Annotated in this window: 14 protein-coding genes; 3 read left to right on the top strand and 11 right to left on the bottom strand. The window is 61.0% G+C overall.

Annotated features, from left to right (window positions below):
- Positions 1-242 precede the first annotated feature (242 nt).
- Together FHT69_RS30585 and FHT69_RS30580 are read right to left on the bottom strand one after the other, a co-directional pair.
- Positions 243-1,505 carry an MgtC/SapB family protein gene (locus FHT69_RS30585; protein ID WP_063473415.1) on the bottom strand — a complete coding sequence of 421 codons (1,263 nt, stop codon included), beginning with the start codon at positions 1,503-1,505 and terminating at the stop codon, positions 243-245.
- A gap of 92 nt (positions 1,506-1,597) precedes the next feature.
- A complete protein-coding gene (locus FHT69_RS30580) occupies positions 1,598-2,029 on the bottom strand; it encodes a DUF3775 domain-containing protein (RefSeq protein WP_063473402.1) in 432 nt (143 codons plus the stop codon).
- A 202-nt stretch (positions 2,030-2,231) separates the two neighbouring features.
- On the opposite strand from FHT69_RS30580, the gene FHT69_RS30575 reads away from it, so the two are divergent.
- A complete protein-coding gene (locus tag FHT69_RS30575) occupies positions 2,232-3,215 on the top strand; it encodes a zinc-dependent alcohol dehydrogenase family protein (RefSeq protein ID WP_097631134.1) in 984 nt (327 codons plus the stop codon).
- Positions 3,216-3,303: 88 nt separating this feature from the next.
- Here FHT69_RS30575 and FHT69_RS30570 read toward each other — a convergent pair whose 3' ends face one another.
- The 4 genes from FHT69_RS30570 to FHT69_RS30555 form a co-directional block, all read right to left on the bottom strand.
- The gene (locus tag FHT69_RS30570) at positions 3,304-5,979 is read right to left on the bottom strand and encodes a cation-translocating P-type ATPase (RefSeq protein WP_097631135.1); all 2,676 of its coding nucleotides are present in this window, start codon (positions 5,977-5,979) and stop codon (positions 3,304-3,306) included.
- A 56-nt stretch (positions 5,980-6,035) separates the two neighbouring features.
- Positions 6,036-6,551, bottom strand: a complete 516-nt coding sequence (locus FHT69_RS30565) for an Hsp20/alpha crystallin family protein (RefSeq protein ID WP_047617325.1) — start codon at positions 6,549-6,551, stop codon at positions 6,036-6,038.
- A gap of 423 nt (positions 6,552-6,974) precedes the next feature.
- A complete protein-coding gene (locus FHT69_RS30560; protein WP_179869530.1) occupies positions 6,975-7,274 on the bottom strand; it encodes a hypothetical protein in 300 nt (99 codons plus the stop codon).
- 66 nt (positions 7,275-7,340) lie between these two features.
- Positions 7,341-7,988 (bottom strand): BON domain-containing protein, encoded by a 648-nt coding sequence (locus FHT69_RS30555; RefSeq protein ID WP_063473405.1) that lies wholly within the window; start codon positions 7,986-7,988, stop codon positions 7,341-7,343.
- Between the two features lie 263 nt (positions 7,989-8,251).
- Here FHT69_RS30555 and FHT69_RS30550 point away from each other — a divergent pair, with 263 nt between their 5' ends.
- Positions 8,252-9,742 carry an acetyl-CoA hydrolase/transferase family protein gene (locus FHT69_RS30550; RefSeq protein WP_183906381.1) on the top strand — a complete coding sequence of 497 codons (1,491 nt, stop codon included), beginning with the start codon at positions 8,252-8,254 and terminating at the stop codon, positions 9,740-9,742.
- A gap of 101 nt (positions 9,743-9,843) precedes the next feature.
- On the opposite strand, the gene FHT69_RS30545 is transcribed toward FHT69_RS30550, so the two are convergent.
- The 5 genes from FHT69_RS30545 to FHT69_RS30530 all read right to left on the bottom strand — a co-directional run bounded on the left by FHT69_RS30545 (position 9,844) and on the right by FHT69_RS30530 (position 14,003).
- Positions 9,844-10,815 (bottom strand): ABC transporter ATP-binding protein, encoded by a 972-nt coding sequence (locus FHT69_RS30545; RefSeq protein WP_028759092.1) that lies wholly within the window; start codon positions 10,813-10,815, stop codon positions 9,844-9,846.
- 16 nt (positions 10,816-10,831) lie between these two features.
- The gene (locus tag FHT69_RS34605) at positions 10,832-10,954 is read right to left on the bottom strand and encodes a hypothetical protein (RefSeq protein WP_281414290.1); all 123 of its coding nucleotides are present in this window, start codon (positions 10,952-10,954) and stop codon (positions 10,832-10,834) included.
- Positions 10,955-10,969: 15 nt separating this feature from the next.
- The gene (locus tag FHT69_RS30540; protein ID WP_028759093.1) at positions 10,970-11,692 is read right to left on the bottom strand and encodes a CBS domain-containing protein; all 723 of its coding nucleotides are present in this window, start codon (positions 11,690-11,692) and stop codon (positions 10,970-10,972) included.
- Between the two features lie 243 nt (positions 11,693-11,935).
- Positions 11,936-13,009 (bottom strand): alcohol dehydrogenase AdhP, encoded by a 1,074-nt coding sequence (gene adhP / locus FHT69_RS30535; RefSeq protein ID WP_028757965.1) that lies wholly within the window; start codon positions 13,007-13,009, stop codon positions 11,936-11,938.
- 268 nt (positions 13,010-13,277) lie between these two features.
- Positions 13,278-14,003, bottom strand: a complete 726-nt coding sequence (locus tag FHT69_RS30530; protein WP_028757964.1) for a response regulator — start codon at positions 14,001-14,003, stop codon at positions 13,278-13,280.
- A gap of 127 nt (positions 14,004-14,130) precedes the next feature.
- Here FHT69_RS30530 and FHT69_RS30525 point away from each other — a divergent pair, with 127 nt between their 5' ends.
- The gene (locus FHT69_RS30525; RefSeq protein ID WP_097631137.1) at positions 14,131-14,883 is read left to right on the top strand and encodes a Crp/Fnr family transcriptional regulator; all 753 of its coding nucleotides are present in this window, start codon (positions 14,131-14,133) and stop codon (positions 14,881-14,883) included.
- Positions 14,884-14,912: the final 29 nt, after the last annotated feature.

The following is a 14,912-nucleotide window of genomic DNA, read 5'->3' as shown; positions in this document are numbered from 1 at the left end:
ATCCAGGCCGATATCGCCACGCCTCAAACTGAGTGCGACGTCAACAGAAAGCGCGACGATGACAGTGATCGTCGCGCTGACCAGAGCGGTGGTGGACCAGAAAAGCAGATCGCCATGCCACCACCGCAACAGACCGCCGACGATGAGGCCTGTGATTGCGATAGCCGCGAGCGAAAGAGGCCAAATGCGGTGAATAACCGTGAAGGTTATTGGAAGGCGGTAATTGATACGCGAAGAAGCACTCATGCCAGAACCAAGCCGGCAATCCCAGCAAAAGTCGCGACACAGCCTGCGATCGCGAAACGAATTGCATAGGCGATGCTCCCAACACTTGCCGCAAGAACGGCCTTCGCAAGCATATTGGCGAACGCCGCGACCGCTATGGCGCGAGCGGCTGCATCTGCAGGCACCTGGATGGATGACAGTTTCGCCACGGCAAGTGTTATCGCATCGAGATCGCCCAGTCCGGTGATGAACGCAAGGGCGACCAATGACTGGGTTCCGAAGACGATCAGGGTCAAGCGTGTCAGGACGGTTACGACGGCGAGAACAAGCGCGAAACGCAGCACGACCATGACCTCAAGCGGGTTTCGCGGCAAAAAATCAGTGCTCTCGTCCGGGCGCCGCAACGATGCGGCAAGGCCGCCTCCGATGGCGAAGATCATGGCAGCGGGAGCGAGCGATGGAGCCAGCTCCTTGAGTACAGCCGGTGCAATGAGGCCGCAAATCAAAAGCACCCGGGCGAGAGAAACGGCTCCCGCCAGCATCGCTCCGGCTGAAAGAAGCGGTGAGAGGGCGGGCATCTGTATCGACTGGCGGGCAAAGGAAAGCGTCAGGGCTGTCGACGAGACGATACCGCCGCTGGCGCCGGTCAACAGGATTCCGGCACGGGCGCCGCCAATCTTGATCAGGATATAACCAACAAAGGAAACGGCTCCCACCAGGATCGTCATCATCCAAAGCTCGAAGACATTGATCGCCTGCCAGGGATCGACCGGCTCATTGGGCAGGATCGGGAGGATGACGACCGTCATCGTCAGCAGGATCAGGGCGGCCCTCAGCTCGAGCCAGGTCAGGCGCCGAAGAAATCCATGCAAGGGTTCCCGCGCGGCGAGAAGGGCCGTTATTGCAACCGCGCTTGCTGCCGTTGCCGTCATATCTGCAACGACCGCGCCGAAACCCAGTGCGAAGACCGTTATTGCGGCAATCGTGCCGGTTGCACTGTAGTCTTCGTCATGTGTTGCCTGCATGCGGCTGAAAACGAGGATTGTGACGCAAAAGGAAACAAAGATAGCCGTCGGCAGAATTGGCCCCGTGACGGGCTGCAGGAAACCGCAGAAGCCGCCCAGGAAACTTGACAGGCCATAGGTGCGGATTCCCGCCACCCTTTTGCCTGGCGCGGCCTCACGATCCTGCCAGCCGCGCTCGATACCGACCAGGATGCCGATCGCAAGCGCGAGGCTGAGGCGCTGGAATGCTTCTGTCGTTACCAATGATGTCATCATCTGATGGTCCAGACGTGCCGGTCCATCCATCGCGGAAGGTACCTGTGCCGTCTATGTCGTTGCCGTTCATTTCGAATCATGCGCCGGCAATGTCAGAGCCGGCCCAGCGCATCGTCTGTGGACGTCTCACCGAACTGGTCGAGCGCCTCCTCGAGATAATCCGGCAGGAGAGGCATGCCGAGAAGATAGGCCGCTGTGCGTCTATTGTGCGCATCCGCTGCTCGGCTGCGAAGCTCATCCCAATCATTGACATTCCCATCGCCTCGACCGAGCCACGCCAAGGCGACCAGATCGATCTGTTCGTCTTCGTTGAGAGCCCAGATTGCACTCCTGAGTTCGGTCTCGACGGGATCGTCGTCATGATCTTCCAGCACTCCGATCATGTTGTCGTCGCTCGGGTTCGAGCCCGGATCCGGCTCGGTGATGACATCCTTGACGTCGAACTCCTTAGCCTTGAGGATGAGATAGCGGACGGTCTCCGGGGAAATGCTCGGCATCCATGCCTCGTTCACAGGGTCATTCATAAGTGGCCTCCGCGCCCAATATTTCATTTCAATTATATACCATGTGACATCGGGCTGCCGTTGCATTGAGAAGGATCAATCTACCCCACCGTCACATGACGAAAACGGCGAACGAGAATGGGCAGGACGTAGGCTTGACGTTCGTCCATGCCGATCGTCGCGTTTTCAAGACCGTAACGGTTTGCGAAATGAGGAGACGCTGATGCAGGCGATGATTTTGGAGGCGATCGGGACCCCTTTACGTCTGGTGGAGCGCGCCGATCCCGCGCCGGGCAAAGGCCAGTTGATGTTGAAGGTCGAAGCCTGCGCCGTCTGCAGGACGGATCTTCACGTCTGTGACGGCGATCTTCCGAACCCGAAGCTTCCCCTCGTTCCCGGCCATGAGATCGTCGGCGTCGTCGAGGCGGTCGGAGAAGGTGTCGCGGCGTCACGCAGAGGGCAAAGGGTCGGCGTACCCTGGCTCGGCCACACATGTGGCCGCTGCTCGTTCTGCCGCAGCGGAGAGGAAAATCTCTGCGACCAGCCGCAATTTACCGGCTATACGCGCGACGGAGGTTTTGCCACCCATGTCGTGGCCGATGCAGCTTACGCATTTGCGCTCGACAGCGAGGCCGATCCGGTCGCTCTTGCGCCGCTGCTATGCGCGGGACTGATCGGCTGGCGTTCGCTGAAGAAGGCTGGAGACGGCGCCCGGATCGGGCTTTACGGCTTTGGCGCAGCCGCCCATATCATCGCGCAAATATGCCGCTGGCAGGGCCGTCAGGTCTACGCTTTCTCACGCAGCGGCGACGCTGCAGCGCAAGGTTTTGCGCTCGGCCTTGGCGCTGCCTGGGCAGGGGGTTCGGAGGAAGCTCCGCCTGTCATGCTCGACGCCGCAATCATCTTCGCACCTGTCGGCGAACTCGTACCGGCTGCACTGAAGGCGGTGCGAAAGGGCGGAAGGGTCGTCTGCGGAGGTATCCACATGAGTGAGCTTCCGGCCATGCCTTATGCGCTGATCTGGGGGGAGCGAAGCGTTGTTTCGGTCGCAAATCTGACGCGTGAAGATGCGGAGGAATTCTTCCCCATTGCCCGCCAGGCAGGCGTCAGGACCCACACGACCGTCTATCCGCTTGCCGAAGCCAATACGGCGCTCGACGACCTGCGTGCCGGCCGATTGAGCGGAGCGGCTGTCTTGAAGCCCTGAGCCGATGGGTCATCGCTGGCCACTGCATGATGGGATTTCAGACGGGCGCACGCAAATTACCGCCATGGCTGGCCGCCGCGTCTTGTCGTCAGTTGTCGCGGTGCTGCCTGCGCCACCATTTGTCCACCTCGGAGACCGCAAGCAGAGCGCAGGCGAGCGCCAGAAGCGTTGCCCATTCGCCAAGAGATACCGGTTGCAGGGAGAGTATGTCGCTGAGGAAGGGGAGGTGCATAGCGAGCATGTGGACCGCCTGGGCGACGAGCACAGCGACAAGCAGCAGCAGGTTACCGCCAAAACCTTGCCTGAAGAGAGACTGATATTCCGAGCGGCTGTTGCAGGTCTGGACGTTCTCGAAGAGGACGAAGAGCAGGAGCAGCATGTTGCGAGCCGCCCCTTCCGAATAGCCGTTCTGCAGCAGCCAGTAAAAGATGGCAAAACCACCAAGACCCATGACGAGGGTAGAAAGCAGCACACGGCGCAACATCAGCCGGTCGAGGATCGGTTCCGAGGGCTTGCGTGGCGGACGGCAGAATTCGTCGCCTTCGGCCTTTTCGGCACCGAGCGTGACATCTTGGATGCCGTTGGTGACCAGGTTCAACCACAGCAATTGCACCGGCAGCAGCGGCATCGGCAGGCCGAGCGGAATTGCCAGCATGAAGAGCAGCACTTCAGCCGCGCCGGTCGAGATGAGCATGAAGATCACCTTGCGAATATTGGCATAGGCGACCCGGCCCTCGCCGATACCGGCGACGACGGAGGAGAAATTGTCGTCGGTGATGATGATGTCGGCGCTGTCCTTGGCGACATCCGTGCCTTTGCGACCCATGGCAACGCCGACATGGGCGTGTTTCAGCGCCGGCGCATCGTTGACGCCGTCGCCGGTCATGGCAACGAAATGGCCCTGCCGCGCCAGCGACAGCACGATCGAAAGCTTCTGTGCCGGCTGCGCGCGCGCATAGAGCCGCGTGCGGGCGGTCAAAGCATCGAGGATCGCCGGCCCCTCCTGCTCCGCTTTGGCGATTTCGGCGCCGGTTGCGATCTGGTCGCCCTCGAAATCCAGGCCGGCTTCGGCGGCGATGGCGGTCGCCGTGCGGGGATCGTCGCCGGTTATCATGGCGACCGCGATGCCCGCGGTGCGGCAGCGACGAATGGCATCGGGTACTTCGGGCCGGATCGGATCCTTCATACCGACGAAGCCCAGAAAGACGAGGTTGACGAGATGATGGCGGCCATAGATGTCGTCGGAAGCCGCTGCCATCTCGCCATAGGCGAAGGCGAGCACGCGCAGACCGCGGCCGGCAAGTTCTTCCTTCTGTTTGATCAGCGCTGCCTTGTCGAGAGCGACGAAACCCTTGCCTGTGTCCATTCGATCGGCCATGGCGAGCACCGTCTCGGGCGAGCCCTTGACGAAGACATGGACGCTGTCTTCCGCGTCGTGGAAGGAGGCGGCATAACGCAGGTCCGGCTCATAGGGAATGGCGCTGAGGGCGGGAAAATCGGCGCGCAGATGCCTGTGATCGATGCCGGCCTTTCGGGCCGCCGCCAGCAGTGCGATGTCGACGGTGTCGCCGGTGCCGCTCCAGCCATCAGCCTGCTGCTGAAGGGTCGCCTCATTCGGCAGGGCGGCAGCCTTCAGCAGCGAAAAGGCTCTTTCGGCAGCAACTTCGCGGGTGACGCCGGGTGCGTGCAACTCGCAGCGATCGAGGTCATGGCCGGCGTCGAAGAAGAGGCGGGTTCCTTCCGGCAGGATCATTTCCGTCACCGTCAACTCGTTCATGGTCAGGGTGCCGGTTTTGTCGGTGGCAATCATCGTGCACGAGCCGAGCGCTTCAACGGCCGTCATGTTGCGGACAATGACATTGGCCTTCGACATGCGGCGCATACTGATCGCCAGCGCAACGGTGATGGCGACGGGCAAACCTTCGGGAATCGCGCTGACGGCAAGACCGACGCTCATCAGGAAAAGATCGTGAAGTGAAAGGCCCCGCGCCAGGCCGGCAGCAAGAAGCAAGGCCGTGGCAACGGCGACCGAGTAGGCTATGTTGCGCGAGAAATACTCGAGCCGGATCAGCAACGGTGGCTGCGAACGTGATCTTTCGCCGATACTGGTTGCAATCCTGCCGAGTTCGGTGGCCGACCCTGTCGCCGAAACGCGGCCGCGACCGCGCCCTCTGACGATCATGGTTCCGGCGAAGACCTGGGAGGAGCCGCTGCCGTTTGCGAACTTGCACACCGGCACGGATTCTCCCGTCAGCAGGGATTCGTCGCATTGAAGGTCGTCGCAGGCAAAGAGCGTGAGATCGGCCGGCGCGCGCCTACCGGATTCCAGCACGAGAAGATCTCCCGGAACAAGGTCGGTTGCGGCAATGGTCTGCTGCATTCCATCGCGGATCACCAGCGCGCTGGGCTGTTCGAGATTACGCAGGGCAGCGGCAGCCTTGCCGGCCGAGTATTCCTGGAAAGCGCCGATCGCGCCGTTGAGAATGAGGACTACCGCGATGAAGGCCGCGTCCTTTAGATCGCTGACAATGGCGGAAACCGCCGCGGCGCAGATCAGGATGTAGATCAGCGGGCTCAGGAACTGGTGCGCGAAGACGAGCAGGAAGCCGGGAGCAATTGATTTCGGCAACTCGTTGCGGCCGAAGCGACGCAGCAGCGCTTCGGCTTCGGCTTGCGAAAGCCCTGTCTCATCGCAGCGGATTTGAGCGGCGTGGTTCATGCCCTCATAGGACGGGATGTCCGGCAGCCTCGCCTTGATCTTCATCAAGGAACTCGTCCCAAGAGAGGGCGCGCCGTTACGGCGCGCCCTCATCGGAAGAGTCAGCCCGCCTTGATCGGGATCTTGCGTTCGCTCTTCAGGGCGTCGTTGCTTTTCGGCAGCTTTACCGTCAGCACACCGTTGGCAAAAGACGCATCGATCTTGGCGCTGTCGACGCTCGGCGGAAGCTGGAATGCGCGGTGGAAGGCGCCGTAACGGCGTTCGGAAAGATGATACTCCTTGTCCTTCTCCTCTTTGGTCTCCTGCTTTTCGGCCGTGATGGCGAGAATGCCGTTTGTGACTTTCACGTCGACATTGCTGGCGTCGATACCCGGCAGTTCAGCCGTGATTTCATAACCATTGTCTCTCTCGACGAGATCGACGGCCGGAGAGACGATCGTCGAGAGCGCCTTGTCGAAGGACAGTCTCGAAAAGGGGCGATGCCAGAAGCTCGGCGTGAAATCGTCGAAGAGCCGATCGATCTCCGAGCGCAGGCTCTCGAAGGTGGAAAGGCCCCTCTGCGGGGTCTTGTTCTTCTCATCGGTCTTGATCGGCAGTTTGGTGGCTGTGTTGGCCATGTTCTTGCTCCTCTGTCGTAACGTGTGGGACCGTTTCGCGGCGGGGTCGGCAGACGATCGCCGCAATAACCGAACTTCGCGTTCGGCAACGGACCGATCAAAGCCGATAACGGGCAACGCGGCATTGATCGCCGTCAATGTGTGTTTCGCCGCGATGCCCGGGCAATCTCCGTGAGACGGCAGAGCAAAATCGCCCATGCATAGGTGCAACACGAGGCTTTGAGGCAGGTGGATCGGGACGAGCCGACATCGCACGGCGGCCAGTGCGGAGGACGGTGCCTCTGGGCAAGGAAGTTTGCGAAAACGCTCTCTCGCGAGCAAGTGTTGAGAACCTTCGCGGGCGCCGGTTTCGGCTTTGCCGTCAGCGGTTCAGACGACAGCGACAGCTTTTCTTCCGCATCAGACAGTGATCTTCTTCATTGATCAGTACAGATCTTTGCCGCTTCGCCCAACGAACTCCGTTCGAAGGCCCTGATCGTGCGCTTGCTTGAGAAAACGATCGGCGCTCAGCATGTCGAGGGCGATGCTGTCACCAAGACATTGGCATAGCGGACCACAGAACTGTTCGTGGACCCACGCTCGGGCGCGGGCCGACAGAATGACGATTCGCCATTCATCATCCGTGCTTCGCTCAAGCCGGAAATCACAGTCGGAATGATAGGGCGGAGGGCTGCCCGCCGCCGCAAGCAGTGCTTCTCCCGTCCGGGTGGGTATCGTGTCCATGACAAATATAACCTGTTTCAGCGCTCCGACGGCGGCCAGGGGGCCGCCATCGATGTCAGACGTCGATCAACCGACCGAGAGCTGATCATCGAGTGTGGTGATCCCGGGCGCCGACCAAGCGGCTCGCTCGGCAGCGCGTCGTTCTGCCCAGGTCCTGACCTTGCCTTTCAGCGTCACTTTGCCGCCGGAAACATCGACTCGGATTGCCTCGGCCTGCAACTCCGCATCGCGCTCGAAAGCATCCTCGATGCGTTTCCTGACGTTGGCCGCGCTGGCCTTGGGTCTAACCTCGACCAGATTCGAGAGGCCGACAATGCCGGCCAGGTCTTTGACGGCATCTGACGCAGCGTCCTTCTGATATTGCCACTCGACCGCGCCGGTTAAGGTTACCCAACCCTTGAGGACCCGCACCTGCACCGCTTCTTTCGGGATGCAGACATTCCAGTCGATCATCTTTACCGCCCGCTGCGCGATATCGTCGTCGTCGGTGATGCGAGCGCCAAAGATACGAACCTCGATTTCCTGGGCGATGCCGCGAACCCCCTTCACGCGTTTGACCACGTGCTCGACCGCCTCCTTCTCCGAATACGTGCGGACATGTCCGGTGAGGGAAACGATGCCATTATCAACGGCCACGCCAATATTGGCCGCATCGACACTTGGCTCGAATTCGAGTTCGTCCAGAATGGCCTGTCTCAACGCAATGTTGTTCATAGCCTTCTCTCCACTTGGTTTCATCGACATGAACAGCGATAGGCCGCAATAGCCGGGACGTCGTTGATCCGGGTCAATAAAGCGAATTCCAAGAGTTTTGTGACGCCGGCGAAGGTATCGCCATGTCCCACGCACGATCCCCGTCAGGTTTTTGAGCCGTGTCAATGTGCAAGGCCGCTACGCCGCCAGAATGACATGACGGCCGAGACGCCGTCAGGGACATCAACCTCCCCGTTCCAATGTCGCATTGAGGATCGCTCGCTATGTTCAGAAACCGTCTCCGCAGCGCGAAGCTCTGGGATCGTATTGTCGGCGCCGAGGAAGCGGCGCTCCTGATTACCAATGGGATGACCGTCGGCATGAGCGGCTTTACGCAGGCCGGCGAGGCCAAGGCCGTGCCGCTGGCGCTGGCGGAAAGGGCAAGGCGCGATCCGCTGAGGATTACGCTGATGACTGGCGCCTCGCTTGGCCACAATCTCGATCGAACCCTCGTCGAGGCGCATGCCGTCGCGCGGCGCCTGCCTTTCCAATCGGACCCAGTCATGCGCGAGGCGATCAATGCCGGCGAGGTGATGTTCATCGACCAGCATCTTTCCGAGACCGTCGAGTCCCTGCGCAGCGGACAAGTCCCGCCAGTCGACGTCGCCGTCGTCGAAGCAACCGCGATTACAGAAGATGGCGGCATCGTGCCGACCACCTCCGTCGGAAATTCGGCGAGTTTCGCGATTCTCGCCCCGAAAGTGATCGTCGAGATCAACCTCTCTCAGCCGGAAGCTCTCGAGGGACTCCACGACGTCTACATTCCGACCAAGCGGCCGAGCCGCGAGGCAATCCCGATCGTGGCGCCCGACTGCCGCATCGGCGTACCGTTCATTCCTATCCCTGCGGAAAAAATTGCGGCAATCGTCGTCACGCAAAGCAGCGACAGTGCCTCTACGGTGGCGCCGCCGGATGCGCAGACCAACGCGATCGCTGGCCATCTGACAGAATTCCTGTCGCACGAGGTGCGGCGTGGCCGGTTGACGGAAAGGCTGCAGCCGCTGCAGGCAGGCATCGGAACGATCGCCAATGCGGTGCTTTATGGCTTCACCGCGACGCCCTTCCACGATCTCACCCTCTATTCCGAGGTGCTGCAGGATTCGACCTTCGATCTGATCGATGCCGGCAAGCTCGCCTTTGCTTCCGGATCTTCCATGACGCTCTCGGCGCAAAGGCATCGCAGCGTGCTTTCCGAGATCGGGCATTACAAGCAGCGGCTGGTGCTGCGGCCGCAGGAGATCAGCAACCATCCCGAAGTCATCCGCCGGCTCGGTATCATCGCGATCAACACGGCATTGGAATTGGACATCTACGGCAACGTCAACTCGACCCATATCGGCGGCACACACATGATGAACGGTATAGGCGGCTCCGGCGATTTCGCCCGTAACGCCTATATGTCGATCTTCGTGACAAAATCGCTTGCCAAGGACGGGGCGATCTCACGCGTCGTGCCGATGGTCAGCCATGTCGATCATACCGAGCATGATGTCGACATCCTCGTTACCGAAATCGGTCTTGCCGATCTTCGCGGACTGGCGCCGCGGGAACGCGCCAAAGTCATTATTGCCAATTGTGTGCACCCAAGCTACCGCGAGCTACTCGCGGATTATCATCGGCGGGCGCTGCTGCGCGGCGGGCACACGCCGCATCTGATCGAAGAAGCCTTGGGATGGCACGATAAGCTGCGCCGAACGGGACGGATGTTGTCGTAGGTGGCCGTAAGGCATCCTCAGAAATTCCGTGACACTCGTAGAAACGAGATCGGGAAGGCGGCGGACACCCGAACAGGCAACCTTGTCCGCGATTCAAGCCTTTAGCGCGTCAGCGCCGGCACTTCGTCCCTGGAAACGCCTTCGCCCCGCAAAGTGGTGGCGGCATCGCTCGCATCGCGGATCAGGGCGTATTTGACCTGAGTGACTTTGAGATCGCGATACCAGTCAACCAGTTCTCCCCAGGGATCAGTGATCTTGGCCAGACCGGAGATGAACGCGACGACGGTTCCTATCTCGGTCTTGCCGGTGACGACATAATAGCCGCCGAGTGCGAAGATGCCGACATAGCCGACCTGCGTCATCAGATTCATCAGAAAATTCATGGTGAACTTGATCCGGTAGATGCTCATATTGGTCGAGAAGAGCCGCTGCACCCGGCCGCTCTGGGCATCGAGAGCATCGCTGGTGACGACGTGCCGAACCATGCCCTCGCTGACGTGTCGCATCACCGTGATCTTGGTCTCGACCCGGCGGTTGATCGCCATTTGCATCAGCGGCACGAAGCCGATCTGCGGCAAGAAGACGACGGCGACGGCAAGCGCCATCAGCGGCTGCAGGTAGATCATGTAACCGCCAACCGCAATCAGGATGCCGGCCTGCAGTAGGGGCTCCGAAACGCTGGTGCCGACGAAGCCGCCGACGGGTTCCGCCTCGGCCAGGACGATTGAAAGCTGGACACCTTCGGCGAGCGCATCGACGGGAGATTCGCGAGAGCACTCGGATGCAGCGAGCACGCCCATGCGAAGCCAGCGGATCGCGACCTCGCCGATCCATCCGCGATAGAGGTTCAGCGCCAGCTTTGTCAGACCTTCCAGCAGGGCGAGGCCGAGGTAAGCGAAAACAAGAATCAGGATGGCCTGGTAGGAAGCGCCCCCAGTGGCCGCGTTGATGATGCGCCTTTGCACCTCAAGCGGCGCCGTACCGGCGAGGAAGAGGAGGATCGAAAGGGCGGCGATCGCGATCTGATGATGGCGACCCATGAGGAGCACGAAACCGAACAGGTTTTTCGGCATTTGACGTCCTGACCCCTCACCCTTCCGTTGAGACGACGAGTTTTTCCATGTCGGGAACGAGTACGAACGGTGCCGACGTTGCGAGCATCGAGGTGGCCAGCAGTTGGGCCATGCGAACGTTGGGAGCCGGGTGTTCCATGATCTTCCCTCGAATTCAGGCCTGTCTGGCCTCGCTCTCCGGCGGCGGGATTGCGACGCCGTAATAGGGATCGACCCAGACGAGCTGGTCCTTGATCGACGTCACGCCCGGGACATTCTCGACCGCGACTTTCGCGGCGAGACGTTCGCGTTCGTCGAAGATGGTGCCGTTCAGTTCGGCAACGCCGTTCGTGACCCGGCAATGGATGAAGCCGTTACGGCTCCAGCTCTGCCGGGCAAGCTCGGCGTCGATCGCCGCCTGGATCTGCGCATCGTTTGCGGAAACGGCGGCGGCCGGCAGGGCTTGCGAGAGTGCGCGCAGCAGGTCGGAGCGGGCAACGATGCCGACGAGCCTGCCATTGGCGACGACAGGCAGGCGCTTGATATCCTGACGCTCCATCAGCCTGACGGCGTCGGAGATCGAGGCGGTTGGCGCGATCGCGGAGACCGGGGCGGTCATCACTTCCTCGACCCGTCGCCCGTGCGCGCGGACATATTCGTCGGCGATCTTGCCCGGGCTGGTCAGCCATTCGAGCAGCCAGGAACGCTTGCGTTCCGTGTTCAGTTCACTGCGGCGCAGGAAATCGCCTTCGCTGACGATGCCGACGAGCGCTCCGTTCGCATCAACGACCGGCAGGCCGCTGATCCTGTTGTCGAGCATTAACTTCGCGGCGTCGGCAACGGAACAGGATGCCGTTACGGTGATCGGCGGTGAGGTCATGATGGCTTGAACGAGCATTTTCAACTCCTGACAAAGACAGGTTTGGGATCATGCTGGTGGCGCTCTGAAGCTTTCGAACGCGTCGGCATTTGCCGACGAAACCAGTGGAACGAAGGTAACTGCGATGAAAGCGAAATGCTTTGATCAGCGTCAAAATCAAAAAGGCAAGGAAAACGGCGCGGGCAGATGAACAGGGTATTGGGCGACGCGCCGCCTGTGTCCCCGCCGCTTCGGCCGGCGGGAACGCTGCGCAGCGGCCGGCTATGCCGCGGACTGCCCCGGAGTTGCGACTGCGCTCGCCTGTCCGGCGATGTCGAGCACTATGCGCCCCTCGATCGTTCCCGCCTTCAGCCCGTCAAAGATGTCGTTGATGTCATCGAGCGGCGCGGTGGCGATCTCGGCTCGGACGCGACCTTCTGCGGCGAAGGCGAGCGCTTCATCGAGGTCGCGGCGTGTCCCGACGATCGAACCACGCACGGTGATGCGCTTCAGCACCACGTCGAAGATCGGTGTCGGGAAATTGCCCGGCGGCAGGCCGACAAGACTAATGGTGCCTTTGCGGCGTACCATACTGAGGGCCTGCGAGAAGGCGGGCGGCGAGACGGCGGTGACAAGCACGCCATGCGCTCCGCCGCTCGTCACCTTCAGCACTTTCTCGATCGTGTCTTCGGAAAGCGCATTGAGTGCGAGATCGGCGCCTACCTGGCGGGCAAGGTCGAGCTTGGCGGCGGCGACGTCGAGCGCGACCACCTTGAGGCCCATCGCCTTGGCATATTGGATCGCGACGTGGCCCAGCCCGCCGATCCCCGATATCGCCACCCACTCACCTGGGCGCGCCTCGGTTTCCTTCAAGCCCTTATACGTCGTGACGCCGGCGCAGAGGATCGGCGCAATCTCGGCGAAGTCGACATTTTTGGGAAGGCGGGCGGCGAAAGCGGCGGAGGCGATGACATATTCGGCAAAGCCGCCGTTGCAGCTGTAGCCGGTATTGTGTTGGTGTTCGCAGAGCGTTTCCCAGCCGGTTTCGCAATATTCGCAGCGAAGGCAGGCATCGTGCAACCAGGCGACGCCGACCGCATCGCCTTCCTTGAAATCAGTGACACCGGGACCGAGGGCGGTCACGATGCCCGCTGCCTCATGGCCTGGAACGAAGGGCGGCGTCGGCTTGACAGGCCAGTCACCTTCGGCTGCGTGCAGATCGGTATGGCAGACGCCGCATGCGACGACCTTCACCAGAATTTCGCCCGGCCCGGGCACAGGCACCGGCACGCATTCGATTGCGAGCGGTTTGCCGAATTCGCGCACCACTGCGGCCTTCATCAGTTTGTTCATCATGATCTCATCCCTTCGCGATGTTTGTTCGGCGGGGATGATGAAGGCGGCGCCCGGCGGCGCATTGATTCATCGCAAAGCGGTTCTTGACGACGTTCATGGCACATTACGCACGCCGGCCTGATCTCGTCTCTTGCGATATGTCGAGGAGTGCGGGCCGGAGTCATCCTATCCCGTGCGCAAAAACATCTGACGATGCAACTGCTTCACGAAACCATCGGCGGACGACGACGGAAGTGGCCGCCGCAAGCGTCACCATGTCCTGAACTCGTCAATCCAGCCTGGCAGTAAAGACGTAACCGACGCCGCGTACGGCCTTGATGAATTGCGGTCTCTTCGGATCTGTTTCGATCTTGCGGCGCAGCCGGACGATCTGGGCATCGATCGTCCGGTCGAAGGCTTCGAGGTTTCGGCCCCGGGTCAGATCCATCAGCACGTCACGGGTTAGCACCCGGCCGGCATGCCGCACGAAGGTTGCCAGCATGTCGAATTCGCCGGTCGTCAACTCGATCTCCGCGCCGTCGGGATCGAGAAGCTGCCGGCGGCTGAGATTGAGCTTCCAATCCTCGAAACCGATGATCTCCTCGCTGACCGGCTCGGCATTGCGTGCCGAAGATTGCCGGCGGCGCAGGATCGACTTCAACCGTGCGTGGACTTCTCTGAGATGGAAGGGTTTGGCGATGTAATCGTCGGCGCCGACTTCCAGACCGACGATCCGGTCGACGACGTCGTCGCGGCCCGTCAGCATCATGATCGGAACATCGGATTGGGCGCGAATTTCGCGGGCAAGATCAAGCCCGTCCGTGCCGCCGGGAAGGACAAGGTCAAGCAGGATGGCATCGAAACTCTGCTGACGCAGGCGTACCCGCATCTCGATGCCGTCAGAAGCGGAAGAGACGGTGTAACCCTCGCCCTCGAAATAGCGCGTCAGCATCTGACGAATGCGCGGATCGTCGTCAACGACGAGAAGATGCGCGTCATGCTGAAGTGTTGCCATCGCCCATCCGTCAAGCCGCTGCTTGTTACAGACTGTTACCCAATGGCACCGTCTTTAACACGCGTGGCATCAGCGTGTCACCAGCGTCGGGTTAGTTGTCCTCATCGACAGCACAGAGGGAACGGTCATGCTGCAGACAACCAATTTTCATCACGCGCTGGAAATCGCCAATGCGGTGCTTCTCGGCTCCGAACAGAGCTGCCTGCAGGCGCTTTTCAACAAGCAGCCGGTCGAACTTCTGGCAGCCGGGGAATCGCTGTTCTTCGAGGGCGACGCCGCCAAACACCTCTTCGAAGTGGTGGAAGGAAACCTGCGCATCTTCAGGATCATCTCCGATGGCCGCCGGGTCATCACCGGCTTTCTGCAAGCTGGCGACATCGTCGGCGTGTCTTTGAAGAACCACTATCTCTACAGCGCCGAAGCCATCACCGACACCAGGGTCCGCCGCCTCTCGCGCAAGGCTTTCGAGGCCGAAGTCGGCAACTCGCCGGCGCTGCGGCCAGAGGTCTTTGCCCGCCTTCGCGACGAGATGGCCGCCGCCCAGAACCAGATGGTGCTGCTGTCCTGCAAGAACGCCGAGGAGCGGGTCTGCAGCTTCCTGCTGAAGCAGCTTCATCGTGACCCGGGCCATAGCCGGTCCAATGCCATTGTCGAGCTGCCGATGACCCGGCTCGACATTGCCGACTATCTCGGCCTGACGATCGAAACCGTATCGCGAATGATGACGAAGCTGGCGAACAAGGGGATCCTGGTATCGGCCGGCCGTCATTGCGTTCGCATCGTGAAATATGGAATGCTGGTGCAACTCTCCGGCGACGATGACGAATATGATGGCGACGAACGCGGCTTGCTCGCCTACGCTGGAAGGCAACGCCAATGATCCTGAAATGACGAAAGTGCCGGAATGAA

Origin of the sequence: Rhizobium sp. BK008, from assembly GCF_014197345.1 — a bacterium.
GTDB lineage: Bacteria > Pseudomonadota > Alphaproteobacteria > Rhizobiales > Rhizobiaceae > Rhizobium > Rhizobium anhuiense.
Note: the sequence above shows the minus strand (reverse complement) of the source record. Positions and strands in the feature narration are given on the sequence as shown.